Genomic DNA, 24,190 nt, shown 5'->3' with positions numbered 1-24,190 from the left:
CTCCCGCCGGAGAGCGTGGCAGGATGCGTGCATGACCTCCGCGCGCCGCCTCCCTGACCGCAGGGGACCGCTGCCCGCGCAGGCCGAGGTGGTCGTGGTCGGCGGCGGCGCCATCGGCGCGTCCGTGGCCTTCCACCTCGCCGAGGACGGTGCCGACGTGCTGCTGCTGGAGGCCGACGAGCTCGCCTCGGGCAGCTCGGGCAAGCCGATCGGTGGCGTGCGCGCCCAGTTCTCCGACCCGGCGAACATCGACCTCGGGCGCCGCAGCCTCGAGCTCTACGAGGACTTCGCCCGCCGGCCCGGCGCCGACATCGGCCTCGAGCAGCCCGGCTACCTGTTCCTCCTGCCGGAGCCCGCCGACGTCGCGCTGTTCGAGGAGTCGGTCGCCCTGCAGAACGAGCGGGGCGTCGCGAGCCGCATGCTCGACGCCGACGCCGTCCGGCGGCTCAACCCGTACGTCGACGTCGGGCGGTACGCCGGGGCCGCCTACGCCGCGCGCGACGGCTTCGCCCACCCGAAGGCCGTCGTCGAGGGGTATGCGGCCGGCGCGGAGGACCACGGCGCCCGTGTGCGGACCCACGTCGCGGCGACCGGCTTCGAGGCGCGCGACGACCGGCTCGTCGCGGTCTGGACGGACCAGGGGCGGGTGCGCACGAACGCCGTCGTGCTCTGCGCGGGCGCGTGGAGCCGGGACGTCGCCGCCAAGGCGGGCCTCGACCTGCCCGTCGACCCCTACCGGCGGCAGATCGGCTTCACGCCGCCGCTGGACCCCGCGCCGTCGCGCATCCCGTTCACGATCGACTACGGGACGACGTTCTACTTCCACAACGCCGCGCCCGACGGGCTGCTGCTGGGCATCGCCGACCCCGCGACGCCCGTCGCGTTCGAGCGCACCTACGACCCGTCGTGGCTGCCGCTGCTGCGCGACGCGATCGGCGCGTGCGCGCCCGGCCTGGCCGACGTGCCCGTCGCCCGCGGCTGGGCCGGCCTGTACGAGACGACCCCCGACCGCAACGCCCTCGTCGGCGAGGCCGCCGACGTGCCGGGCCGCGTGCTGTACGCGACCGGCTTCTCCGGCCACGGGTTCCTCCAGGCGCCCGCCGTCGGCGAGGTCGTCCGTGACCTGTACGCCGGACGCACCCCGCGCGTCGACGTGTCGGGGTTCGACGCGCGGCGGTTCGGCGGCGGGCAGCCCGAGACCTCCACCGGCCCGGGGCGACGCGGCCCCGAGTCGCACATCATCTGACGGACAGGAGAGCACCGATGCCCACGTTCCTGGAGCCCTGGCAGCTGAGGGCCGCGTTCGCGCGCAGCCTCTCGGACATGTACGGGAAGGAGGTGCCCGCCTACACGACGCTGCTCGACGTGTCGCACGAGGTCAACGCCGACTTCGTGGACCGGCACGGCGCCGACGCCGAGCGGCTCGGGTCGATCGAGCGCGTCACCGCGGAGCGGCACGGCGCGATCCGCGTGGGTACGCCGACCGAGATGGCGCAGGTCGCGCGCGTCTTCGGCGCCATGGGCATGCACCCGGTCGGGTTCTACGACCTGCGCGACGCCTCGTCGAGCTCCGTCCCCGTGATCTCGACGGCGTTCCGGCCGGTCGAGCGCGCGGAGCTGGCGCGCAACCCGTTCCGCGTCTTCACGTCCATGCTCGTCACGGCCGACCGCCGGTTCTTCACCGCGGACCTGGAGCGGCGCCTGGAGACCTTCCTCGCCGCGCGCACGCTGTTCGGGCCGGAGCTGCTGGCACTGGCGGACCGCGCCGAGGCCGAGGGCGGCCTGCCCGAGGACCAGGCCGCCGAGTTCCTCCGCCTGGCCACCGAGGCGTTCGAGCTGTCCCGCGAGCCGGTCGACCAGGCCTGGTACCGGGAGCTCGAGGCGATCAGCGCCGTCGCGGCCGACATCGGCGGCGTCGCCTCGACCCACATCAACCACCTCACGCCCCGCGTGCTCGACATCGACGACCTGTACGCCCGCATGGAGGCGCGCGGCATCACGATGATCGACGCCATCCAGGGCCCGCCCCGCTGGGAGGGGCCCGACGTGCTGCTGCGCCAGACGTCGTTCCGTGCCCTCGCCGAGCCGCGCACGTTCCGCACGCCCGACGGCGAGATCGTCCAGGACGCGCTGCGCGTCCGGTTCGGCGAGGTCGAGGCGCGCGGCATCGCGCTCACCCGCGAGGGCCGGGCCGCCTACGACGCCGCGGTGGTCGAGATCGACGAGACGGCCGCGGCCGCGCGCGCCGAGGACGGCGGCCTCACCGAGGAGCGGCGCCAGGAGATCGCGCGCGACGTCTGGCACCGCACGTTCCCCACCACCGAGGCCGCCCTCGCCGAGCAGGGCCTCGGCTGGTTCACCTACGAGGCCGACGCCGCGACCGGCACCGTGCGGCGCGAGCCGATCGTGTACGAGGACTTCCTGCCGCGCTCCGCGGCCGGGATCTTCCAGTCCAACCTGACCTCCGACGGCTCGAAGGACGCCAGCCAGGAGGCCACCGACCGGGACGCCGACTGGATGGCGGGCGCGCTCGGCCGGGAGCTCAACGACCCCTTCGACCTGTACGCCGACCAGGTGGACAGGTCGCTGGCCGCCGCCGCCGAGACCCTCGGCGTCGACCCGGCCACCCTCTCCACCACCCTGCCCTCCACCACCCCCTCGACGAGCATGGGAGCTTCGCGATGACCAGCACCACCACCGACAGCCCGCTGACGACCGAGCTGCGCGACGCCGCCCGCGCCGCCCTGCGGCGGCTCGGCGCCGGCGTGCCCGAGGGGACCGGCCTGCGTGTCGTGTCGCCCCTGTCCGGGCAGCCGCTGCTCGAGCTGCGGCGCGACGGCGCGGCCGAGACCGAGGCCGCCGTCGGGCGGGCCGCCGAGGCGTTCCGGACGTGGCGCTCCGTGCCCGCCCCCGTGCGCGGCCAGGTCGTCAAGCGCCTGGGCGAGCTGCTCACCGAGCACAAGGCCGACCTCGCCGAGCTCGTCACCCTCGAGGCGGGCAAGATCACGAGCGAGGCCCTCGGCGAGGTCCAGGAGATGATCGACATCTGCGACTTCGCCGTCGGGCTGTCGCGGCAGGTCGGCGGACGCACCATGCCGTCGGAGCGGCCGGGCCACCGGCTCATGGAGACGTGGCACCCGCTGGGCGTCGTCGGCGTGGTCAGCGCCTTCAACTTCCCCGTCGCGGTGTGGTCGTGGAACACCGCCGTCGCGCTGGTGTGCGGCGACACCGTCGTGTGGAAGCCGAGCGAGAAGACGCTCCTGTCCTCCCTCGGCGCCTCCGCGCTGCTCGACCGGGCGCTCGCCGAGGCCGGGTTCCCCGCGGGCGTCTCGCAGCTCGTGCTCGGCGACCGGGAGGCCGGCGAGGCGCTCGTGGCCGACCCGCGCGTCGCGCTCGTCTCGGCGACCGGCTCGGAGCGCATGGGGCAGCAGGTCGCACCCGCCGTGGCGGCGCGCGGCGGCCGGTACCTGCTCGAGCTGGGCGGCAACAACGCCGCGGTCGTCGCGCCGTCGGCCGACCTCGACCTCGCGGTGCGAGGCGCGGTCTTCGCCGCCGCGGGCACGGCGGGGCAGCGCTGCACCTCGCTGCGCCGGCTCATCGTGCACGAGTCGATCGTCGACGACGTCGTCGCCCGCCTCGCGAAGGTGTACGACGGGCTGCCGATCGGCGACCCCCGCACCGAGGGCACGCTGGTGGGCCCGCTCGTCGACGTGGCGGCGCGCGACCGCATGCTCGCCGCGATCGACGAGGCCGTCGCGGCGGGCGGCGAGCTCGTCGTGGGCGGGACCGCCGTGACCGTCCCGGGCGCCGAGGACGCCGCGTACGTGCGCCCGGCGATCGTCCGCATGCCGGAGCAGGCCGACGTCGTCCGGCGCGAGACCTTCGCGCCGATCCTGTACGTGATGAGCTACTCGGACCTCACCGAGGCGATCGCCGTGCACAACGACGTGCCCCAGGGCCTGTCGTCGGCCATCTTCACGCTCGACGTGCGCGAGGCGGAGACGTTCCTGTCCGAGGTCGGTTCGGACTGCGGCATCGTCAACGTGAACATCGGTACCTCGGGCGCCGAGATCGGCGGCGCGTTCGGCGGCGAGAAGTCCACGGGCGGCGGCCGCGAGTCGGGCTCGGACGCGTGGAAGCAGTACATGCGCCGTGCCACCAACACGGTCAACTACTCGACCGAGCTGCCGCTCGCGCAGGGCGTCAACTTCGGCTGACCGCGGTCCCGACGCAGCAACGGGTGTGGCCCGGTACCCGCGTGGTACCGGGCCACACCCGTGCCGCTCAGGACATCGTGGCGGGGATCGCCATCATCGAGCCCGTCTCGGTGGTCGGGTCGGTGCTCGGCGCGTAGCGCTTGACCGAGGCGACCGAGACGCCGACGCGCGCGGCGACCTCCTCGATGCTCAGTGCCTGCGCCCAGCGCAGCACACGGATCTCGCTGATCTGCGCGGTGGTGAGCTGCTGGCCCGGGTCGGTGACCGACGGCGCCGACACCGTCTCGGCGGGCTCGGTCGTCGCCGGCGCGGACACCGGCTCGGCGGCGACCGCCGTCGTCGTGCTCGTGCGCTTGACCGGCGCGTACTTGTCCTCGAGGTGCATCCGCTGGGCCTGCACGGGCTCGACGGCGGGCGTGGGCGCGCTGACGGGCTCCGGCTCGGGCTCCGGCTCCGCCGCCCGCGGCTCGAGCAGCTCGTCGGGGAGCTGCGTCTCGGGCACCGCCAGCTCGGCCAGCTCGCGCGGGTCGGGCCTGCGCGGCGCGTCCTCGGCCGGCATCCACTCGCCGGCCAGCGCCGCAGCCTCCTGCACCACGTCGCGGATCGTCCGCTCGGACTCCAGGTGCGGACGGGTCACCTCGGCGGTGACGTCCGCGGGCACGTGCCGGTGCACGCGCGTGACCGCCGCGTTCACGTCGGCGATGCGGGCGGCGCGCTCCCCGGGCGGGGCGATCTGCGCGAGGCGCACCGCGTCGAGCATGTCCAGCACGGCCGTCTGCCGGTCGGCCTGGATCTGCGCCTGCCGGTCGAGGTTGCGTGCGCTCGAGGCCGACTGGAAGAACAGGTGCACGGCCACGGCGGCCAGCACGGGGGCGACCGCGCGCGAGACGGCGAAGACGCCCTCACCGAGCAGCCAGCCGTGCCACGCCGCGAGCGCGCCCGAGAGGATGCCGACGACGATCGCGCCGCCCAGCCACCGGCCGTGGCCGGAGACCGGCCGGCCGGTCTCGAGCGCCCGGTCGGCCCGGCGGCGCCCCTCCCAGGCGAGGCCGATCACCAGGGCCTCGTAGGCGACGCCGAGCGCGTAGCCGAGCCGCGGCCCCTCGTAGTCGGCGATGGTGTGTGACATGCCGATGTAGGCCCAGGCCGAGAGCCCGAAGGCACCCAGGGCGAAGCCCGGGTTCCTGCGCGTGTCCGCGATGACCGCCGGGACGCGCCGAGGACGTTTCTCCGATGCCATGGATGTGTCCTTTTCCGTCTGTACAAGTGGGAGGCACGTCGATGTGCACAGCCGATCTTGGCCTACTTTGCGCTCTATGCGCTCTTCACACCCGGAATCGACCTCAATCCGTTGTGGAACGGCAGGTCAGGAGGCTGCCTTCCACTCGGCCGGGAGGGTGAAGGTGGTCCGGTGATCCGACGCGCGGTAGCCCGCGCGCTCGGCGCGCACCGTCACGGTGACGCGGTGGCCCTGGTGGCCGCCGTGGATCCAGATGGTCGCGCCGCCCGTGTAGGACGTCGGGCGGATCGCCTCGCCCGTGTCGATGTCGACCCAGCTCCAGGTGTAGGTCGCCGCGGGGTCCTGGTCGGCGACGGCGCAGCGGACCATCCACCCCGCGTTCTCGATGCCCGGCTTCATGGTGACGGAGCAGGCGGGCTCCGCCACGGCGGGCTGGGGCACCAGGGCGGTGCCGGCGGAGAGCACCGCGGCGTCGGCGTAACCGGACCGGGTGCCCGTGAGCCGCACCTGGACGGCCTTGCCGACGTCGTCGAGCGTGACGGTGTAGGTGCACGAGCCGAGGTTGTCCCGGTCCTGGCCGCCGACGCTCCAGCGGCACTCCGTCCCGGTCGGCTCGGGGCGCCACCCCTGCGCCGACGCGGTGACACGCTGCCCGACCCGCACCTGCCCCGGCAGCGCGACCGCGCCGGTCACGAACCGCGCCGGGCCGGGGGCGGGCTCGCCACCGGCCTCGTCGGGGTCGCTCGCCGCGGTCTGCTCGGGCGGCGCCGCCGCGGTGTTCCCCGCGGTGGTCGCGGAGGGGGAGGACGACGGCGTGGGGGAGGGTGTCGGCGCCGGGCGTCCCGTGGGGCTCGGCGAGCCGCCGGGCACGACGCTCACCGACGCCGACGCCCCGGACCGCGGCGTGCCCGTCCCGGTACCGAGCAGCTGTGCGGTCGCGACGGCGCCTCCGCCCAGGGCGACCACGAGCGCGGCGGCGGCGAGGGCGACGAGCACCGGGCGTCGGCGGCGGGCGGTGTCGGTCCCGGGCGCAGGCTCGGCCGGGGCCCGCAGCACGGTGTCGGTGTCGGGGGGCTCCGCCGGCTCCCGCAGCATCGCGAGCAGGGCCTGGGTCGTCGGCCGGTCGGCGGGGTCCTTGGCCAGGCACGCGGCGACCAGGTCGTGCAGCCCGGGCGGCAGGTCACCGAGGTCGGGCTCGGCGTGGACCACCCGGTACGTCACCGCCGCGATGCTGCCCGTGCCGAACGGCGGCCGCCCCGTCGCGGTGAGGTGCGCGACCGCGCCGAGTGACCACACGTCGGTGGCCGCCGTCACGGCCTCGCCGCGCGCCTGCTCGGGCGACATGAACTGCGGCGTGCCGGGCTGCACGCCGGTGGTGGTCAGGGCGGTGGCGTCGGAGTCGGCGACGACGCCCAGGTCGATGAGCACGGGTCCGTCGGGGCCGAGCAGCACGTTGGTGGGCTTGACGTCGCGGTGGACCAGGCCCTCGCGATGGACCGTGCCGAGCGCCTCGGCGAGACCGGCGACCAGCTCGCGCACGGCCTCCTCGGGCAGGGCGCCCAGCCCGGCGACCGCGTGCGCGAGGGTGGGGCCGGGCACGTGCTCCGTGGCCAGCCACGGCTGCTCGGCGTCCACGTCGAAGTCGACCACGGCGGCCGTGTACCGGCCGCGCACCCGGGTCGCCGCCGACACCTCGCGGCGGAACCGGGCCCGGAACTCGCGCTCGTCGGTGCGCCCGGGGTGGATCACCTTGATCGCGAGCCGGCGTCCGCTGCGGGTGGCGGCGAGGTACACGACGCCCATGCCGCCCGCGCCGAGCCTGCCCCGGAGCTCGTAGCCGCCCAGCTCGGCCGGGTCGTCGGCGGCGAGGGGAGCGACCTCGGGGGCGGGCACGCGTCGCACCACGTCGGACAGCACAGGACTCCTCGGGCGGCAGGTCGGCGGGCGGACGGGTCGGCAGGGCCGCACAGGAGCGTACCGGCCGGGCTCAGCCTCCGCTGACGCTCAGCTCGGCCTCGCGCAGCTTCGCCTCGAACTCCTCGGACAGGTCCCGGGAGTCGAGCCACCCGTAGGGCAGGTGCGGCGTCTTGGGCGACCCCGCCCGCCCGCGCGGGCCCTCGGCGTCCTCGCCCGGGTAGGGGGCGTCCAGGTCGAGCGCGTCGAGCCGCTCGCGCAGCTCGGCCAGCGTGCTCACGAGGGCGAGCGCCTGCCGCTTCTCGCCGCCGACCGCGTACCCCTTGAGGTACCAGGCCATGTGCTTGCGCAGGTCGCGCATGCCCTTGCCCTCGTCACCGTCGAAGTACTCGATCATCAGCTCGCCGTGCCGGTAGACGGTCTCGGCCACCTCGCGCAGACCCGGCCGCACGCGGGCGTCGGAGCCGTTGAACGCGGCGGCCAGGTCGGCGAACAGCCACGGGCGGCCCTGGCAGCCCCGGCCGACGACCACGCCGTCGGCCCCGGTCTGCTCGACCATCCGCACCGCGTCCTCGGCCGACCAGATGTCGCCGTTGCCGAGCACCGGGATGCTCCGGACCGTCTCCTTGAGCCGGGCGATCGCCTCCCACTCGGCCTGGCCCGAGTAGTGCTGGGCGGCCGTGCGCGCGTGGAGCGCGACGGCGGCCACGCCGAGGGACTCCGCGATCCGGCCCGCCTCGAGGAAGGTGAGGTGCTCGTCGTCGATGCCCTTGCGCATCTTGACCGTGACGGGCACCCCGTACGGCTCGGCGGCCTCGACGGCGGCGCGCACGATGTCGGTGAAGAGCTGCCGCTTCCACGGCAGCGCCGCTCCGCCGCCCTTGCGCGTCACCTTGGGCACGGGGCAGCCGAAGTTGAGGTCGACGTGGTCGGCGCGGTCCTCGCCCGCGATGATCCGCACCGCGGCGCCCACCGTGGCCGGGTCCACGCCGTACACCTGCGCCGAGCGCGGGGTCTCGTCGTCGCCGAACGTGACGATGCGCAGCGCCTCGGTGTTGCGCTCCACGAGCGCGCGGCTGGTGACCATCTCGGCGACGTAGAGCCCGGGGTCGAACCCCGTCGACCGGCCGGCCTCCCGGCACAGCGTGCGGAACGCCCGGTTGGTCACGCCGGCCATGGGCGCGAGCACGACGGGCGTCGCCACGGTGAGCGGGCCGATCTCCAGGGGCGGGAGCACGGTGGTGGTGTCGAGGGCAGAGGTCACGTCCCCATTGTCCCACCACGTCCTTCTCCCTTTTGCCGAACCGTTCGGGGCGTGCCCTTAATGGAGTGCCGGGGCTCGAGGGGGGGCGCGGGCGCCGGGAGCACCGGGACACCGGTGCGCTCGACCGTTCGAAGGGCCCCGCCATGCAGTCGGACGACACGACGCACCACGGCACTCAGCACAGCCCGCCCGCCACCGCGACGATCACCCTCGCGACCCTCACCGCGATGGTCGTCGGCTCGATGGTCGGCGCGGGGGTGTTCTCCCTGCCCAGCCGCTTCGCGGGCGAGACGGGCGTGCTCGGCGCCCTGATCTCCTGGGCGGTCGCGGGCACGGGCATGCTCATGCTCGCGTTCGTCTTCCAGCGCCTGGCGATCCGCAAGCCCGAGCTCGACTCGGGCGTCTACGCGTACGCGAAGGCCGGGTTCGGCGAGTACCTCGGCTTCTTCTCGGCGTTCGGGTACTGGGCGAGCGCGTGCGTGGGCAACGTCACCTACTGGATCCTCATCATGTCCACGCTGGGTGCCGTCCTCCCGGTGCTCGGCGAGGGCGACACCGTCGTCGCGTTCGCCGCCTCGACCGCGTGCGTGTGGCTGTTCTACCTGCTCGTGCGGCGCGGTGTGAAGGAGGCGACGGCGATCAACCGCATCGTCACCGTCGCCAAGGTGCTGCCGATCATCGCGTTCGTGCTCATCGCCGTCTTCCTGCTCGACCCGCAGGTGCTCGCCGAGAACTTCCAGGGCTACGGCATCACCGGCCCGCTGTTCGAGCAGGTGCGCGGCACGATGCTGGCGACCGTCTTCGTCTTCCTCGGCGTCGAGGGCGCGAGCGTCTACTCGCGGCACGCGCGGCGCCGGGAGGACGTCGGCCGCGCCACCGTGCTCGGCTTCCTCATGGTGCTCTCGATCTTCGCGTCCGTGACGATCGTGTCCTACGGCATCCTGCCCATGGAGGAGCTCGCTCAGCTCCGGCAGCCGTCGATGGCGGGCGTGCTGGAGGCCGCCGTCGGCGGGTGGGGCGCCGTGTTCGTCAGTGCCGGGCTCATCGTCTCGGTGCTCGGCGCGTACCTCGCCTGGACCCTCATGGCGTCCGAGGTGCTGTACGTCGCCGCCAAGGACCGCGACATGCCCCGCTTCCTCGCCCGGATCGACCACAACGACGTGCCGCGCGCCGCGCTGCTGCTCAGCACGCTGCTCATCCAGGTGATGCTGGTCGTGACGCTGCTGTCGGACGACGCGTTCACCTTCGCCCTCGACCTCACCAGCGCGCTCACCCTCATCCCGTTCCTGCTCGCCGCGGGCTACGCGCTCAAGCTCGCCGTGGGCCGCGGCGGGACGGCCGCGGGCACGCCCACCCGCGGCGACCTCGTCGTCGCGGCGCTCGCCGTCGTCTACACCGCGTTCCTGCTCTTCGCGGCCGGGCTCACGTTCGTGCTGCTCTCGTTCGTCATCTACGCCCCCGCGACCATCCTCTTCGCGATGACCCGCCGCGAGCAGGGCCGCCGCGTCTTCAGCCGCGGCGAGCTCGTGATCTTCGTCGTGTCCGTGGCCGGGGCGGTCGCGGGCGTCGTCGCGCTCGCCACGGGCGCGATCTCCATCTGAGCCACCCGAGACCCGACCCACCCCGACCCGAGAGGGGCCACCATGACCACCCCGACCGATGCGCCGCCTCCGTCGGCGGCCTACGGCGTCCACTCCGAGGTCGGCCGCCTGCGCAAGGTGCTCGTGTGCCGGCCCGGCCTCGCGCACCGGCGGCTCACCCCCACCACGTCGGACGAGCTGCTGTTCGACGACGTGCTGTGGGTGGACCGCGCCATCGAGCACCACGCCGCGTTCGTCGCGGACCTGCGCTCGCGCGGCGTCGACGTCGTCGAGCTGCACGAGGTGCTCGCCGCGACCCTGCGGGTACCGGGCGCGCGCGACTGGCTGCTGGACCGCAAGATCGTGCCCGGCGTCGTCGGCCCCGGCCTGCTGGAGGCGACCCGCGCCTTCCTCGAGGGGCTGGAGCCCGAGCAGCTCGCCGAGCACCTGGTCGGCGGCCTGGCCACGGACGACGTGCCCGACCTGCCGCCGGCCCACCGGGCGCTCGCGGAGTACACGCCCGACACCCGCGAGTACCTCATGGCGCCCGTGCCCAACACGCTGTTCACGCGGGACACCACGTGCTGGCTGTACGGCGGCGTGACGCTCAACCCGCTGTACTGGCCCGCGCGCCACGACGAGACGCTGCTCATGAAGGCCGTGTACGAGTTCCACCCGGACTTCGTCGGGTCGACGGTCTGGTGGGGTGACCCGGAGACCGACCACCAGCGGGCCACGGTCGAGGGCGGCGACGTCATGCCGGTCGGTGACGGCACGGTGCTCGTCGGCATGAGCGAGCGCACGTCGCGGCAGGGGATCACGCAGCTCGCGGCCGCGCTGTTCGAGCAGGGCGCGGCCGAGCGTGTCGTCGTGGCCGGCATGCCGCGGCTGCGCTCGGCGATGCACCTCGACACGGTGATGACGTTCGCGGACGTCGACACCGTGACCGTCTACCCGCGCATCGTCGGCGACATCCACCCGTTCGTGCTGCGCCCGGGCGACGGCGGCGGCCTGTCGGTCACCGACGAGACGGGCACGTCGTTCCTCGACGTCGTGGCCCGCGAGACCGGCCTCGGCAGGCTCCAGGTCATCGAGACAGGGGGCGACGTCTACGAGTCGGAGCGGCAGCAGTGGGACAGCGGCAACAACGCCGTCGCGGTCGAGCCCGGCGTGGTCTACACCTACGACCGGAACACGACGACCAACCGGCTGCTGCGCAAGGCCGGCATCGAGGTCGTCGAGATCGACGGCGCGGAGCTGGGCCGCGGGCGCGGGGGAGGCCACTGCATGACCTGCCCCATCGCCCGCGACCCGGTGTCCTGAGCTACGCGCGCAGCCAGACGGTCGTGTCGGCCGGCAGGGCGCCGTCGACCAGGTCGCCCGAGGCGACGAGCACCTGGGCGTCCGCGGGCAGCGGCACCGGCGTGCCGCCGAGGTTGGCCAGCACCACGACGCCGGCGACCTGGAAGGCGACGACGTCCGGGTCGGACGCCAGCGAGTCGACCCACGCCAGCGTGCTCGTGCCGATCTTCTCGGCCCGGCGCAGACCCAGGGCTGTCCGGTACAGCTCGAACGTCGAGCCCTCGACGCCGTACTGCCGGTCGGCGGCCAGCTCGGCGTACGCCTCGGGCTGCGGCAGCCACGTCTTCCCGGTCGGGCCGAACCCGTTGCCCGGCGCGCCCCCGACCCACGGCAGCGGCACGCGGCAGCCGTCGCGGCCCGGCTCGGCGCCGTCCGTGCGGAAGAACGACGGGTCCTGACGCACCTCGGCGGGCAGCGCCGTGTGGTCGGGCAGACCGAGCTCCTCGCCCTGGTAGACGTAGGCCGAGCCCGGCAGGCCGAGCATGAGCAGGGTCGCCGCGCGGGCGCGGCGCAGGCCGAGCGCGGCGTCGGGCTGCGGGTCGTCCGCGCCGATGCCGTTGAGCTGGCGCCCGCCGATCTCGGGGAGGCCGAAGCGCGACGCGTGCCGCACGACGTCGTGGTTGGACAGCACCCAGGTGGTGGGCGCGCCGACGGCGTCCATGGTGCGCAGCGACACGTCGACCACGGTGCGCAGCGTGGCGGCGTCCCACGGCGTGGTGAGGAAGGAGAAGTTGAACGCCTGGTGCATCTCGTCCGGGCGCACGTAGCGGGCCAGGCGGCTCAGCGGCTCGACCCACGCCTCGGCCACGAGGGCGCGGTCGCCGTCGTACTCGGCCAGCACCCGGTGCCAGGCGCGGTAGATGTCGTGCACGCCCTCCTGGTCGAACATGGGGCCGCTGTTGCCCGCGCCCGTCGAGCCGTCCTCGGCGACCGTGCCCTCGACCATGGACGTGGTGCCGTCCCAGTCGGGCAGGCCGGGCGCCTTGACCATGCCGTGCGCGACGTCGACGCGGAACCCGTCGACGCCCCGGTCGAGCCAGAACCGCAGGACGTCCTCGAACTCGGCGCGGACCTCGGGGTTGTCCCAGTCGAGGTCCGGCTGCGACGAGTCGAACAGGTGCAGGTACCACTGCGGGCCGAGCGGGCCGTCGTCCTCGCGCGGGGCCAGGCGGGTCCAGGCGGGGCCGCCGAAGATGGACTGCCAGTTGTTCGGCGGCTCGTCGCCCGCCGGGCCGCGCCCGTCGCGGAAGACGTACCGGGCGCGCGCGGCCGAGCCGGGGGCCGCGGCGAGCGCCTCCTGGAACCAGACGTGCTGGTCGGAGGAGTGGTTGGGGACCAGGTCGACGATGACCTTGAGGCCGCGTTCGTGCGCGGCGGCGAGCATCTCGTCGAAGTCGGCCAGCGTGCCGAACAGCGGGTCGATGTCGCGGTAGTCGGCGACGTCGTACCCGGCGTCCTTCTGGGGGGAGCGGTAGAACGGGCTGAGCCAGACGGCGTCGACGCCGAGCTGCTCCAGGTGGTCGAGTCGGGCGGTGACGCCGGGCAGGTCGCCGATGCCGTCGCCGTCGCCGTCCGCGAACGAGCGGGGGTAGACCTGGTAGATGACGGCGTCGCGCCACCACTCGCCACCCCGGGCGGGGGAGTTGACGGTGTCGGTCGCGGTGAGGTCGTCGGTGCTGGGCGGGGCGGTGCGGGTCACGGTGAAGCGTCCTCGTAGGTCGGGGGTGGGTCGGGGGGAATGGTCCTGCAAGGTTGCAGCAAGCGTACGGGAGGATTTCTTCCCGACGGGCCGCCCGCTCAGGTCGCGGCCTCCCGCGCCGCCGGCCCCTGGCGGTCGCCGCGCTGTGCCCCGGTCGCCGTGGCGGCGCAGCACCATCTCAGCGGCGCGACGCCGACGGCGGGGCGTGCGGAGCAAGCCGGTTCAGCCCTGGGGCGCCGCCCCGGTCGACCCCCGCACCACGAGCTCGGGCACGAACAGCAGCTCGGCGCGCGGCGCGCGCTCGCCGTGGATCTCCGTGAGCAGCGCGCTCACCGCGGCGTGCGCCATGTCGGCGACGGGCTGGCGCACGGTCGTCAGCGGCGGGTCGGTGAACGCGACCAGCGGGGAGTCGTCGTAGCCCACCACGCTCACGTCGTCGGGCACCGACAGCCCCCGGGCGTGCGCGGCCCGCACGGCGCCGAGCGCCATGAGGTCGGACCCGCAGACGACGGCGGTGTGGCCGCTGTCGAACAGCTCGCCGGCCGCGGCCTGGCCACCCTCGAGGGTGTAGAGCGTGAGGCTCACGTGCTCGCGGCCCGCCGCCTCGTCCGCCGCGAGGCCGTGCCGCACGAGCTGCGCCACGAACGCGGCGATCTTGCGCCGCGCTGGCACGAACCGGTCGGGGCCGATGGCCATGCCGATGCGGCGGTGGCCCAGCGCGACGAGGTGGCGCACGGACAGCTCGACGCTCGCGGCGTCGTCCGGCGAGACGAACGGGGCGTCGATGCCCTCGGCGTACCCGTTGATGAGCACGATCGGCAGGCCGCGCCCGCGCAGACGCTGGTAGCGCTCGGTGGAGGCGCGCGTGTCGGCGTGCTTGCCGGAGACGAACACGATGCCGTCGACGGCGTGGTCGATGAGCGTCTCGACGTACTCGTCCTCCGTCGTGCCGCCGGGGGACTGGGTGCACAGCAGCGGCGTGTACCCGCGCGAGGCGAGCTGCGACTCGATGGCCTGCGCGAACGCGGGGAACACCGGGTTGGACAGCTCGGGCACGACCAGCCCGATGAGGCCGGCGGGCCGCGCGCGCAGGGCGGACGGCCGTTCGTAGCCGAGCACGTCGAGGGCCGCGAGCACCGCCTGCCGGGTCTCGCCCGCGACGCCGGGCTTGCCGTTGAGCACGCGCGACACCGTCGCGGTGGAGACCCCTGCCTGCTCGGCGAGGTCCGTCAGTCGAGTGCGCACGCCAGGCAGCCTAGGTGACATCGGACCTCCTCGTCCCGGCTTTCATACGACTGCAAGCGTTGCTGAAACTTTATCGCAACGCCTTGCAAGACCTGTCAGCCGCGCCGTACGGTTCGGGCATCCGAACCAGGCCCGCTCGGGCCGTGAACCACAGGAGTGACGATGCGACGGAGCATCCTGACCGCCGCCGCGCTGACCGCGACGCTTGCGCTGACCGCCTGCTCGGGCGGCGCCGAGGAACCGGCGGGCGAGGAGTCGTCCGCGCCGGACGGCGCGGGCGCCACCCTCACCGTCTGGGTCGACGAGACCCGCCAGGCCGCCGTCGAGGACGCGGCCACCGGCTTCGAGGAGGCCACGGGCGCGCAGGTCGAGGTGGTCCTCAAGAACTTCGAGGACATCCGCCCCGACTTCCTGGCCCAGGTGCCCACGGGCAAGGGCCCCGACATCACGGTCGGCGCGCACGACTGGCTGGGCGAGCTCACGACGAACGGCGTCGTGGCCCCCATCGAGCTCGGCGACACCGCCGACGCCTTCGAGCCCGTGTCGGTCGCCGCGTTCACGCAGGACGGCCAGGTCTACGGCCTGCCCTACGCCGTCGAGAACATCGCGCTCATCCGCAACACGGAGCTCGCGCCCGAGGCGCCGGCCACGTGGGACGACGCGATCGCTGCGGGCGAGGAGGCGGGGACGCGGTACCCGCTGCTGATCCAGACGTCCACCGAGGGCGACCCCTACACGTACTACCCGCTGCAGACGTCGTTCGGCGCGCCGGTCTTCGAGCAGAACGAGGACGGCTCCTACACGCCGGAGCTCGCGCTCGGCGGCGAGGGCGGCACGGCCTTCGCGCAGTGGCTGGCCGAGCAGGCTGAGGCGGGCACGCTGAGCACCGACGTCACCTACGACGTCGCCGTCGCCGCGTTCGCCAAGGGCGAGTCCCCCTTCATCGTGGGCGGCCCGTGGATGCTCGAGCAGTTCGCCGACGTCGACGTCGCGATCGACCCGATCCCGAGCGCGGGCGGCGAGCCGGCACAGCCGTTCGTCGGCGTCGCGGGCTTCTACGTGAGCGCGCAGAGCGAGAACGCCCTGCTCGCGAACGACTTCCTGGTCAACCACATGGCCACCCCCGAGGCGCAGCTCGCGCTCTACGAGGCGGGCGACCGCCCGCCGGCCCTGCTCGAGGCCGCCGACACCGCGTCCGAGGACCCCGTCACCGCGGGCTTCCGCGAGGTCGGTGCCGACGCCGTGCCGATGCCGTCGCTGCCCGAGATGGGTGCCGTCTGGGCGTACTGGGGCGTGACCGAGGCCGCGATCATCTCGGGCAAGTCCGAGCCCGAGGCCGCCTGGCAGAAGATGGTCGACGACATCCAGGGCGAGATCGGTTGATGTACCAGCCCGTGACCCGGGGCGCCGGCCGCACCGGCTGGAGCCCCGGGTTCCTCGTCAAGCTCGCCCTCGTCGCGCTGGTCGACGCGCTCGGCGTCTACGCGGTGCTCGCCGCGTGGGGCGCGCGCTCGTGGGGCGTGCTCACCGCCATGGTGGCGCTGCTGCTCGTGGCCAACTGGGCGTACTTCACGAGGCGCGCCCTGCCGCTCAAGTACATCCTGCCCGGCCTGGCCTTCCTGCTCGTCTACCAGGTGTACGTCGTGGCCTACACGGGCTACGTCGCGTTCACCAACTACGGCGACGGGCACAACAGCACCAAGGAGCAGGCGATCGAGGCGCTGCTCGTGCAGAACGAGCGCCGCGTCGAGGGCTCGCCGTCGTCACCCCTGACGGTCGTGGCCCGCGGCGAGGAGCTCGGCTTCGCCGTCGTCGCGGACGACGGCGCGGTGCGGGCGGGCACGGCCGACCAGCCGCTCGAGACGGTCGACGGCGCGCGCGTCGAGGGTGGCCGCGTCACCGCGCTGCCGGGGTACGACGTGCTCGAGTACGCCGCCGTCCTGGAGCGGCAGCAGGAGGTCACCGCGCTGCGCGTGCCCGTGTCCGACGACCCGGCCGACGGCTCGGTCCGCACCCAGGACGCGCGCACCGGCTACGTGTTCACGTCCACGCTGACCTATGACGCGGCGTCCGACACGATGACCGACACCGTCGAGGGGACCACGTACACGCCGAACGACGAGGGACGGTTCGAGGCCGCGGACGGCACGACCCTGCCGGTGGGCTGGCGCGTGCTGGTCGGGTTCGACAACTTCGTCACCGCGTTCGGCGACGACCGGTACGCGGGCCCGTTCCTCAAGATCCTGCTGTGGACGTTCGCGTTCGCGCTGCTGTCGGTCGCGTCCACGTTCCTGCTCGGGCTGTTCCTCGCGATCGCGTTCAACGACGCGCGCCTGCGCGGCCGGCGGGTCTACCGCACCCTCGTGATCCTGCCGTACGCGATCCCGGGGTTCCTCGCGGCCCTGCTGTGGTCCGGCATGCTCAACCGGTCCTACGGCGTCGTCAACGAGGTGCTCCTCGGCGGTGCGTCGATCCCGTGGCTCACCGACCCGCTGCTGGCCAAGCTGTCCGTGCTCGGCGTGAACCTGTGGCTCGGCTTCCCCTACATGTTCCTCATCTGCACGGGCGCGCTGCAGTCGCTGCCGACCGACGTGCTGGAGGCCGCGAAGATCGACGGCGCGGGCCGCTGGCGCACGTGGCGCTCGATCACGCTGCCGCTCCTGCTCGTCGCCACGGCGCCGCTGCTCATCTCGTCGTTCGCGTTCAACTTCAACAACTTCACGCTCATCTACATGCTCACGGGCGGCGGCCCACGGTTCGACGACGCGTCCGTGCCGCTCGGGCACACCGACATCCTCATCTCGATGGTCTACTCGGTGTCCGGGCTGGACGGCACGGCGGCCAAGGACTACGGCCTGGCCAGCGCGCTGTCGATCGTCATCTTCGTCGTGGTCGCGACCGTCTCGGCGCTCGCGTTCCGGCGCACCCGTTCCCTGGAGGAGATCGCCTGATGCGCCCGACACGCTGGTTCTCGGAGGTCGGCTGGCGGCACGTCGTGGGCGTGCTCGCCGTCGTGTACGCCGGCTTCCCGCTGGTCTACGTGGTGTCCGCCTCGCTCGCGGAGGGCGGCACGCTCACCGGTTCGAACGAGCTGTTCGCCTCGGTGTCGGGCGCCAACTACGCGGCCCTGGCCGGCACGCGGTTCTGGACGTGGATGGCCAACACCCTCGTCGTCGCCGTCGCGACGGGCGCGGGCACGGTGCTCATGGGCGCCGCGGCGGCGTACGCCTTCTCGCGGTTCCGCTTCAGCGGGCGCCGCGCGGGCCTGACGGCGCTGCTGGTCATCCAGATGTTCCCCCAGATGCTCGCGTTCGTGGCGATCTTCCTGCTGCTCGTCTCGCTCGGGAACGTCGTGCCCGTGCTGGGCCTGGACTCCAAGCTCGCGCTCATCTGCGTGTACCTGGGCGGAGCCCTCGGGGTGAACACGTTCCTCATGTACGGGTTCTTCAACACCGTGCCGCGCGAGATCGACGAGGCCGCCAAGATCGACGGCGCCACGCACGCCCAGATCTACTGGACGATCGTGCTGCGCCTGACCGCGCCGATCCTCGCCGTGGTGGGGCTGCTCAGCTTCATCAGCACGTTCGGCGAGTTCATCATCGCGCGCGTGCTGCTGCAGTCGGAGGAGAGCTGGACGCTCGCCGTCGGCCTCTACGGCTGGGTCTCCTCGCTGCAGGAGGCCAACTGGGGCCTGTTCACCGCGGGCGCCGTGGTGTCGGCCGTGCCGGTGCTCGCGCTGTTCCTGTTCCTGCAGAAGTACATCGTGGGCGGCCTGACGGCGGGGTCGGTCAAGGGCTGAGGACGCGGGCTCCGGTCCGGTGCGGTGGGCGGGACGGGCCCATGACGGATGTCATGCCGGGCCGGTGACGCACGGCCTGCGTGCCGGGCGTCGGGCCGGACCAGCCTGGAGGCATGACACCAGCACAGGAGACGCACCCGCCCGCGCTCGACGTCCGCGGCCTCGTCAAGGAGTTCCACGGGCGCGAGGTCGTCCGCGCCGTCGACGGTCTCGACCTGCGCGTCGCGCGCGGCGAGGTCGTCGCGTTCCTCGGGCCGAACGGCGCGGGCAAGACCACGACGATCGACCTCGCCCTCGGCCTGGCCCGCCCCACGGCCGGCACCGTGCGCGTGCTCGGCCAGGCCCCGGCGGACGCCGTCGCCGCGGGCCGGGTCGCCGCCGTCATGCAGACCGGCGGCCTGCTCCGCGACCTGACGGTGGGTGAGACCGTGCGGCTGACCGCCGCGCTGTTCGGCACGGGCCACGACGTGCGGGCGAGCCTGGAGCGCGCGGGCATCGCCGACCTCGAGCGGCGGCGGGTGGGCCGCTGCTCGGGCGGCCAGCAGCAGCGGCTGCGGTTCGCCATGGCGCTCGTCTCCGAGCCCGACCTGCTGTTCCTCGACGAGCCCACCACGGGCATGGACGTCATGGGCCGGCGCGACTTCTGGTCCGCCGTCCGGGCCGACGCCGCGCGCGGGCGCACCGTGGTCTTCGCGACGCACTACCTGGACGAGGCCGAGCTGTACGCCGACCGCGTGGTCGTGGTGAGCCGCGGCCGGGTCGTCGCCGACGGCACCGCCGCGCAGATCAAGGACGCGGCGGGGGTGCGCACCCTGGAGGACGCGTTCGTCCGGCTCACGTCGGCGGTCGGCACGTCGGCGGGAGGCGCCCGATGAACCCCACGTACCTCGTCCTCGAGATCCGCCGGACCTTCCGCGCCCGCCGCAGCTACCTGCTCACGCTGGTGCTGCCGCCGGTGGTGCTCTCGGTCGTCGGCGTGACGCAGCCGGAGCTGGTCGTGTCGGTCGCGCTGTACGGCGCGATCCTCGCGGTGACCGGCTGCGGGGCCGGCGTCGCCGCGGAGCGTGCGCAGGGCTGGACCCGTCAGCTCCGGCTCACGCCCCTGCGGCCCGGCGCGTACGCCGCCACGAAGGTGCTGGCCGCGATGGTGCTGGGGGCGCTGTCGATCGTCGTGACGCTCGCGCTCGGCGCAGCGCGCGGGGTGGACCTGCCGCCCGCCGTCTGGCTCGGCTGCGCCCTGGCCTGCTGGGTGGTGTCGGCGCCCTTCGCGGCGCTGGGCCTGTTCGCGGGCTACCTGCTGCGCGTCGAGGCCGTCACGCGCGTGCTCAGCCCCGTGGTCACGCTGCTCGCCGCCGCAGGCGGCCTGTTCGTCCCGCTGGACGGCGCCCTCGGGCAGAGCGCGCGCCTCCTGCCGACCTGGGGCGCGGGCGAGCTCGCCCGTGCACCGCTGACCACGGGGATCGACGCCGGGGCCGTGGCGAACGTCGTGCTGTGGACGCTCGTGCTCGTGGCGGCCGCCGCGTGGCGGTTCCGCCGCGACACCGCCCGGGTGTGACACCGTGGACGCCGTGACGAGGGGGACGACCGCGGCGCTGCCGCGCACGACGGCCGAGGCCGACGGGCTGCGGCGCAGCCGCACCCGGGTCGGTCTGGTCGTCGCCGCCGTGCTGGGCGTCTCCCTGCTGCGGGACGCGGTCGTCGCGGTCCTCGCCGCGCCGGGGCCGCTCGTCGTGGTCGGCGGCACCGGGCTGGCCGGCCTCGTTCTCCTCGTCGGCTGGACGGCGCTGCGGTTCCGCGACCGCCTCGAGCGGCCGGCACCCGGCGTGGCGGCCGCGGTGCTCGGCGGGCAGGTGGCCTGCGTCGCCCTGGTCTGCCTCGCGGCCCGCGAGCAGGGGCTCGTCACCGCGATCTTCGTGTGTCTCTCCGCGACCTACCTCGTCCGGCGTCCGGCCGCGGCCTGGATCGTTGCCGCGGGCGTCCTGGCCATGGTCGGCCTGCCCCGGGTCGTGCCCGGCTGGCAGCCCGACGACGGGAGCACCGCCGCCGCGGTGCTCGGCGGGGTCGCCGTCGTCGCGATGCTGCAGGGCATGGAGCGCAACCGGCAGCTGCGCCGCGCTCAGGAGGAGGTGGCGGCGCTCGCCGCCGCCCGGGAGCGCGAGCGCATCACGCGGGACATGCACGACGTGCTGGGCCACTCGCTCACCGTGATCTCGGTCAAGGCGGAGCTGGCCGGCCGCCTGCTCGAGTCCGCCGACCGCGCCACCAGTGGGCCCGCCGCCGCCCGGCGCGCGGCGGACGAGCTCGCCGACGTCCAGTCCCTCGCCCGGTCCGCCCTGGCCGACGTCCGGGCCACGATCGCCGACGAGCGCCGCGCGTCGCTCGCCGGGGAGCTGGCCACGGCGCGCTCGGCCCTCGACGCCGCGGGGATCGACGCGGACCTGCCCGGAGCCGTCGACGTCGTCCCGGCCGGGCGCCGCGAGCTGTTCGCCTGGGTGCTGCGCGAGGGGTCGACGAACGTGCTCCGGCACGCGGCCGCCCGTCACGTGCGGATCACCGTGAGCGCCGACGCGCTCGTCGTCGAGGACGACGGGCGCGGCGCGGGCGGCCCGGGCACCACCGGCCACGGGCTGACGGGGCTCGCCGACCGGGCGCGCGAGGCCGGGGCCGTCCTGGAGGCGGGCCCCCGCCCGGGCGGCGGCTTCCGGCTCGCCGTCACCGTCGCGGACCCCGCATCCGATCCCGTACCCGACCCCGCCCGACCGGAGCCCGACGCATGATCCGCCTCCTCCTCGCCGACGACCAGGCCCTCGTCCGCGGCGCCGTCGCCGCCCTGCTCGACCTCGAGCCCGACCTCGAGGTCGTCGCCCAGGTGGGGCGGGGCGACGAGGTGGTCGACGCCGTCCGCGAGCACGCGGTCGACGTCGCCCTGCTCGACGTCGAGATGCCCGGCCTCGACGGCGTCGCGGCGGCCGCGGCCCTCCGGGACCGGGTGCCGAGCTGCCGGTCGCTGATCGTCACGACGTTCGGCCGGCCGGGATACCTGCGCCGGGCGCTCGACGCGGGCGCGAGCGGGTTCGTCGTCAAGGACACGCCGGCCGAGCTGCTCGCCGACGCCGTGCGCCGGGTCCACTCGGGGCTGCGCGTGGTGGACCCGGACCTCGCCGTCGCGTCGCTGACCGTCGGGGCCAGCCCGCTCACCGACCGGGAGGCGCACGTCCTGGCGCTCGCGGCCGACGGCGGCACGGTCGCGGGGATCGCCGGCGAGGCGTACCTCTCCGAGGGGACCGTGCGCAACTACCTGTCCTCGGCGATCGGCAAGACGGGTGCGCGCACGCGCGCCGAGGCCGTCCGGATCGCTCGTGACAACGGCTGGCTCTGAGGGGCGAACATACGTTTTGCCGGGGTAGCGCAGTTCGGTACGCTTTGCCCCGACCCGAGGAGGAAAGTCAGGAACATGGGAATCCGGTATCGCAAGCGGCTGTCGCTCGGCCCGCTCAAGTTCAACATCACCCAGAAGGGGCTGTCGTCCATGAGCTTCAAGATCGGTCCCTGGACCTGGAACTCGAGGACGAAGAAGCACTCGATCAACCTGCCCGGCGGGCTGAGCTGGTACAGCAACAACAAGTAGGCGGACTAGAGTGGCGGCGTGGAGCAACCCCTCGGGAGCCGCATCCCGCCGTCGTACAGCGAGCCGGACGTCGAGCGCTGGGTCACCGAGCCGCCCAAGTCGCAGGCCAGGACCCCGTTCGAGCGTGACCGAGGGCGCGTCGTGCACTCCTCCGCGCTGCGTCGGCTCGGCGCCAAGACCCAGGTGCTCGGCGCCGGGCACGACGACTTCGTGCGCACGCGCCTGACCCACTCGCTCGAGGTGGCGCAGGTGGGCCGCGGCATGGGCCGCTCGCTCGGCTGCGACCCCGACGTCGTCGACACGGCGTGCCTCACGCACGACCTCGGCCACCCGCCGTTCGGCCACAACGGCGAGACGGCGCTGGCCGAGATCGCGCGCGACATCGGCGGGTTCGAGGGCAACGCCCAGACCCTGCGCCTGCTCACCCGCCTCGAGCCCAAGGTGCTCGCCGACGACGGGACGCCCGCCGGCCTCAACCTCACGCGCGCGAGCCTCGACGCGAGCGTCAAGTACCCGTGGGCGTACGGCGCGGGCCCCGCGCGGCCGGACGGCACGGCGAGCCGGAAGTTCGGCGTGTACCCCGACGACCTGCCCGTGTTCACCTGGCTGCGCAAGGACGCGCCCGACGGCGTGAAGTGCCTCGAGGCGCAGGTCATGGACCTGGCCGACGACATCAGCTACTCGGTGCACGACGTCGAGGACGGCGTCGTGGCCGGCCGGATCGACCTCGACCTCATGGCCGACCCGGAGGAGCGGGCGCGCGTCGCCCAGTACGTCCGCGACTGGTACGGCGAGTGGTACACCGCCGACGCGATCGACGCCGCCCTCGGGCGCCTCCAGGAGTACCTGCGCGGCGAGGGCCACCTCGTGCGCGCGTTCGACGGCTCGCGCCGCGCGCTCGCCTCGCTCAAGGACATGACCAGCCAGCTCATCGGCCGGTTCATCGGCGCGGCCATCACCGCGACCCGGGCGACCTACGGCGACGGCGACCTCACGCGGTACGCCGCACGGCTCGTGGTGCCCTCGGACACCGAGCACGAGATCCTCGCGCTCAAGGGCATCGCCGTCACCTACGTCATGGCGCCGCGCGGCCAGGAGCCCCGGTACCTGCGCGAGCGCGAGATCCTCGCTGAGCTGGTCGAGGTGCTCGCCGACCGCGGGCCGGGCGAGCTCGAGACGCCGTTCGCCGCCGACTGGCGCGCGGCGTCCGACGACGCCGCGCGCCTGCGCGTGGTGGTCGACCAGGTGGCGTCGCTGACGGACCTGTCCGCCATCGCGCTGCACCGGCGGCTGGTCGCCGCCTGAGGCGCCCGGCCTAGCCCTTCTCGGTCATCCAGGCGTCGCTCGCGCGCTGGACGTCCTCGGCCGTGACGGAGTCGGCCACCGTCACGAGGTACCAGCGGTGCCCGAACGGGCAGCGGACGGCGGCCTGCCGGAACCCGTCGAACCAGTCGCCGGGCTCGACGAGGCTGCGCGCGCCCGCCTCGATCGCGCGGGCGTAGGCCGCGTCGGTGTCCTCGACCGGGACCGTGAGGCTCACGTGCGTGGGCCCGTCCGCCTCCGGCGCCACGGAGTCCGGCGGGAACGCCGCGGCCACGGTGAACGTCGACTCGCCGGCCGCCGACCGCAGCACCAGGTCGGAGTGGATCACGGCGTCGCCCGCCGTGATCACGTCGAGCGTCTCGGCGCCGAACGCGGCCTCGTAGAACGCGATCGCCGCGCGGGCGTCGGACACGGCAAGGTTGGGGTGGAGCGCTGAGTTCTTCATGCCCCGATGCTCCGCCGCGCCGGGTGTGCCAGTCTTGGAAGAATGCGACACGTGTTCGAGACCCGAGGGCCCGGCGTGCTCGGCGCCGGGCCCACGCTCGGCATCGTCGAGCCCGCGCGGGCCCCGTTCACGCTCACGCGTGTGCCGCCCGTCCCTGAGCTCGCCGACCTCGTCGACTGGCACTGGGTCATCACGTGGCACCTGCCGCCCGGCGCGACCTTCACCCAGGGCGTCGTCGCGCACCCCGTCGGGCAGGTCGTGGCCGAGCGCCAGGGCCTGCTCGCCTACGCCATGCCCGCCGTGTCCACCGACCGGCGCGTGCTGGCGGGCTCGGACGGCGTCGTCGGCAGCAAGCTGCGCCCGGGCGCGTACCGCGCGCTGCTCGGTCTCGGGCACCCGGGGGAGCGGGGCGCCGTCGGCCCGTTCGGCGGACGGGCCGGGGACGGCACCGCCCGGGCCGCGATCGGCCGCGCC

Annotated in this window: 21 protein-coding genes; 15 read left to right on the top strand and 6 right to left on the bottom strand. The window is 74.3% G+C overall.

Translation table 11 applies throughout. From position 1 onward, the window contains the following. The first annotated feature begins 31 nt into the window (after positions 1-31). Genes HLB15_RS06950 through amaB form a run of 3 tightly spaced genes read left to right on the top strand, consistent with a single transcriptional unit; the run spans position 32 to position 4,217 of the window. Positions 32-1,246 (top strand): NAD(P)/FAD-dependent oxidoreductase, encoded by a 1,215-nt coding sequence (locus HLB15_RS06950; RefSeq protein ID WP_171104577.1) that lies wholly within the window; start codon positions 32-34, stop codon positions 1,244-1,246. Positions 1,247-1,263: 17 nt separating this feature from the next. Next, a complete protein-coding gene (gene hglS, locus HLB15_RS06945; RefSeq protein WP_171104576.1) occupies positions 1,264-2,685 on the top strand; it encodes a 2-oxoadipate dioxygenase/decarboxylase in 1,422 nt (473 codons plus the stop codon). Further along, a complete protein-coding gene (gene amaB / locus HLB15_RS06940) occupies positions 2,682-4,217 on the top strand; it encodes an L-piperidine-6-carboxylate dehydrogenase (RefSeq protein WP_171104575.1) in 1,536 nt (511 codons plus the stop codon). Before hglS ends, amaB begins: the two co-directional genes overlap by 4 nt. Before the next feature lie 67 nt (positions 4,218-4,284). Here the strand turns inward: amaB and HLB15_RS06935 are convergent, their stop codons facing one another. The 3 genes from HLB15_RS06935 to dusB form a co-directional block, all read right to left on the bottom strand. Next, on the bottom strand, positions 4,285-5,457 hold the full coding sequence (locus HLB15_RS06935) for a hypothetical protein (protein WP_171104574.1): 1,173 nt from the start codon (positions 5,455-5,457) through the stop codon (positions 4,285-4,287). 126 nt (positions 5,458-5,583) lie between these two features. Then, positions 5,584-7,374 carry a serine/threonine-protein kinase gene (locus HLB15_RS06930; protein WP_171104573.1) on the bottom strand — a complete coding sequence of 597 codons (1,791 nt, stop codon included), beginning with the start codon at positions 7,372-7,374 and terminating at the stop codon, positions 5,584-5,586. Between the two features lie 70 nt (positions 7,375-7,444). Beyond that, positions 7,445-8,635, bottom strand: a complete 1,191-nt coding sequence (dusB, locus tag HLB15_RS06925) for a tRNA dihydrouridine synthase DusB (protein WP_171104572.1) — start codon at positions 8,633-8,635, stop codon at positions 7,445-7,447. Positions 8,636-8,778: 143 nt separating this feature from the next. Here dusB and HLB15_RS06920 point away from each other — a divergent pair, with 143 nt between their 5' ends. Both HLB15_RS06920 and HLB15_RS06915 read left to right on the top strand, forming a co-directional pair. Further along, positions 8,779-10,236 carry a basic amino acid/polyamine antiporter gene (locus HLB15_RS06920; protein WP_171104571.1) on the top strand — a complete coding sequence of 486 codons (1,458 nt, stop codon included), beginning with the start codon at positions 8,779-8,781 and terminating at the stop codon, positions 10,234-10,236. 42 nt (positions 10,237-10,278) lie between these two features. Continuing rightward, complete coding sequence (locus HLB15_RS06915) at positions 10,279-11,538, top strand: arginine deiminase (protein ID WP_171104570.1); 1,260 nt, start codon at positions 10,279-10,281, stop codon at positions 11,536-11,538. A 1-nt stretch (position 11,539) separates the two neighbouring features. On the opposite strand, the gene HLB15_RS06910 is transcribed toward HLB15_RS06915, so the two are convergent. Together HLB15_RS06910 and HLB15_RS06905 are read right to left on the bottom strand one after the other, a co-directional pair. After that, positions 11,540-13,276: a glycoside hydrolase family 13 protein gene (locus HLB15_RS06910; protein ID WP_171104569.1), complete on the bottom strand. Its 1,737-nt coding sequence runs from the start codon at positions 13,274-13,276 to the stop codon at positions 11,540-11,542. A 222-nt stretch (positions 13,277-13,498) separates the two neighbouring features. Next, positions 13,499-14,542 (bottom strand): LacI family DNA-binding transcriptional regulator, encoded by a 1,044-nt coding sequence (locus tag HLB15_RS06905; protein ID WP_171104568.1) that lies wholly within the window; start codon positions 14,540-14,542, stop codon positions 13,499-13,501. 141 nt (positions 14,543-14,683) lie between these two features. Between HLB15_RS06905 and HLB15_RS06900 the strand changes: the two genes are divergently transcribed. The 9 genes from HLB15_RS06900 (at position 14,684) to HLB15_RS06860 (ending at position 23,253) form a co-directional block, all read left to right on the top strand. Further along, positions 14,684-15,904: a sugar ABC transporter substrate-binding protein gene (locus HLB15_RS06900; RefSeq protein WP_171104567.1), complete on the top strand. Its 1,221-nt coding sequence runs from the start codon at positions 14,684-14,686 to the stop codon at positions 15,902-15,904. Beyond that, positions 15,904-17,472, top strand: coding sequence for an ABC transporter permease subunit (locus tag HLB15_RS06895; protein ID WP_171104566.1), 1,569 nt, complete (start codon positions 15,904-15,906; stop codon positions 17,470-17,472). Before HLB15_RS06900 ends, HLB15_RS06895 begins: the two co-directional genes overlap by 1 nt. Further along, the gene (locus tag HLB15_RS06890) at positions 17,472-18,320 is read left to right on the top strand and encodes a sugar ABC transporter permease (RefSeq protein ID WP_171104565.1); all 849 of its coding nucleotides are present in this window, start codon (positions 17,472-17,474) and stop codon (positions 18,318-18,320) included. The genes HLB15_RS06895 and HLB15_RS06890 overlap by 1 nt, the downstream gene beginning before the upstream one ends. 113 nt (positions 18,321-18,433) lie before the next feature. Continuing rightward, the gene (locus HLB15_RS06885) at positions 18,434-19,195 is read left to right on the top strand and encodes an ABC transporter ATP-binding protein (RefSeq protein ID WP_171104564.1); all 762 of its coding nucleotides are present in this window, start codon (positions 18,434-18,436) and stop codon (positions 19,193-19,195) included. Further along, on the top strand, positions 19,192-19,875 hold the full coding sequence (locus tag HLB15_RS06880) for an ABC transporter permease (RefSeq protein ID WP_171104563.1): 684 nt from the start codon (positions 19,192-19,194) through the stop codon (positions 19,873-19,875). Before HLB15_RS06885 ends, HLB15_RS06880 begins: the two co-directional genes overlap by 4 nt. Positions 19,876-19,888: 13 nt before the next feature. Then, positions 19,889-21,097 carry a histidine kinase gene (locus tag HLB15_RS24740; protein ID WP_171104562.1) on the top strand — a complete coding sequence of 403 codons (1,209 nt, stop codon included), beginning with the start codon at positions 19,889-19,891 and terminating at the stop codon, positions 21,095-21,097. Next, positions 21,094-21,699 carry a response regulator transcription factor gene (locus tag HLB15_RS06870; protein ID WP_171104561.1) on the top strand — a complete coding sequence of 202 codons (606 nt, stop codon included), beginning with the start codon at positions 21,094-21,096 and terminating at the stop codon, positions 21,697-21,699. Before HLB15_RS24740 ends, HLB15_RS06870 begins: the two co-directional genes overlap by 4 nt. A 75-nt stretch (positions 21,700-21,774) precedes the next feature. Continuing rightward, positions 21,775-21,948, top strand: coding sequence for a DUF4236 domain-containing protein (locus HLB15_RS06865; RefSeq protein WP_171104560.1), 174 nt, complete (start codon positions 21,775-21,777; stop codon positions 21,946-21,948). A gap of 18 nt (positions 21,949-21,966) precedes the next feature. Then, on the top strand, positions 21,967-23,253 hold the full coding sequence (locus HLB15_RS06860; RefSeq protein ID WP_171104559.1) for a deoxyguanosinetriphosphate triphosphohydrolase: 1,287 nt from the start codon (positions 21,967-21,969) through the stop codon (positions 23,251-23,253). 10 nt (positions 23,254-23,263) lie between these two features. Here HLB15_RS06860 and HLB15_RS06855 read toward each other — a convergent pair whose 3' ends face one another. Next, complete coding sequence (locus tag HLB15_RS06855; protein ID WP_171104558.1) at positions 23,264-23,716, bottom strand: VOC family protein; 453 nt, start codon at positions 23,714-23,716, stop codon at positions 23,264-23,266. Between the two features lie 51 nt (positions 23,717-23,767). Here HLB15_RS06855 and HLB15_RS06850 point away from each other — a divergent pair. Continuing rightward, the coding region (locus HLB15_RS06850) for a DUF6597 domain-containing transcriptional factor (RefSeq protein WP_376699400.1) at positions 23,768-24,190 on the top strand (423 nt) is incomplete at its 3' end.

It is taken from the genome of Promicromonospora citrea (genome assembly GCF_013004695.1).
In the GTDB taxonomy this organism is placed as follows: domain Bacteria; phylum Actinomycetota; class Actinomycetes; order Actinomycetales; family Cellulomonadaceae; genus Promicromonospora; species Promicromonospora citrea.
This window is presented reverse-complemented; position numbering and strand designations above follow the sequence as displayed.

Bases quoted from the DNA above. Each gene is read 5' to 3' on its own strand.
- HLB15_RS06950 (WP_171104577.1), top strand. From the start codon at position 32: ATGACCTCCGCGCGCCGCCTCCCTGACCGCAGGGGACCGCTGCCCGCG.
- hglS (WP_171104576.1), top strand. From the start codon at position 1,264: ATGCCCACGTTCCTGGAGCCCTGGCAGCTGAGGGCCGCGTTCGCGCGC.
- amaB (WP_171104575.1), top strand. From the start codon at position 2,682: ATGACCAGCACCACCACCGACAGCCCGCTGACGACCGAGCTGCGCGAC.
- HLB15_RS06935 (WP_171104574.1), bottom strand. From the start codon at position 5,457: ATGGCATCGGAGAAACGTCCTCGGCGCGTCCCGGCGGTCATCGCGGAC.
- HLB15_RS06920 (WP_171104571.1), top strand. From the start codon at position 8,779: ATGCAGTCGGACGACACGACGCACCACGGCACTCAGCACAGCCCGCCC.
- HLB15_RS06915 (WP_171104570.1), top strand. From the start codon at position 10,279: ATGACCACCCCGACCGATGCGCCGCCTCCGTCGGCGGCCTACGGCGTC.
- HLB15_RS06905 (WP_171104568.1), bottom strand. From the start codon at position 14,542: ATGTCACCTAGGCTGCCTGGCGTGCGCACTCGACTGACGGACCTCGCC.
- HLB15_RS06900 (WP_171104567.1), top strand. From the start codon at position 14,684: ATGCGACGGAGCATCCTGACCGCCGCCGCGCTGACCGCGACGCTTGCG.
- HLB15_RS06895 (WP_171104566.1), top strand. From the start codon at position 15,904: ATGTACCAGCCCGTGACCCGGGGCGCCGGCCGCACCGGCTGGAGCCCC.
- HLB15_RS06890 (WP_171104565.1), top strand. From the start codon at position 17,472: ATGCGCCCGACACGCTGGTTCTCGGAGGTCGGCTGGCGGCACGTCGTG.
- HLB15_RS06885 (WP_171104564.1), top strand. From the start codon at position 18,434: ATGACACCAGCACAGGAGACGCACCCGCCCGCGCTCGACGTCCGCGGC.
- HLB15_RS06880 (WP_171104563.1), top strand. From the start codon at position 19,192: ATGAACCCCACGTACCTCGTCCTCGAGATCCGCCGGACCTTCCGCGCC.
- HLB15_RS06870 (WP_171104561.1), top strand. From the start codon at position 21,094: ATGATCCGCCTCCTCCTCGCCGACGACCAGGCCCTCGTCCGCGGCGCC.
- HLB15_RS06865 (WP_171104560.1), top strand. From the start codon at position 21,775: ATGGGAATCCGGTATCGCAAGCGGCTGTCGCTCGGCCCGCTCAAGTTC.
- HLB15_RS06855 (WP_171104558.1), bottom strand. From the start codon at position 23,716: ATGAAGAACTCAGCGCTCCACCCCAACCTTGCCGTGTCCGACGCCCGC.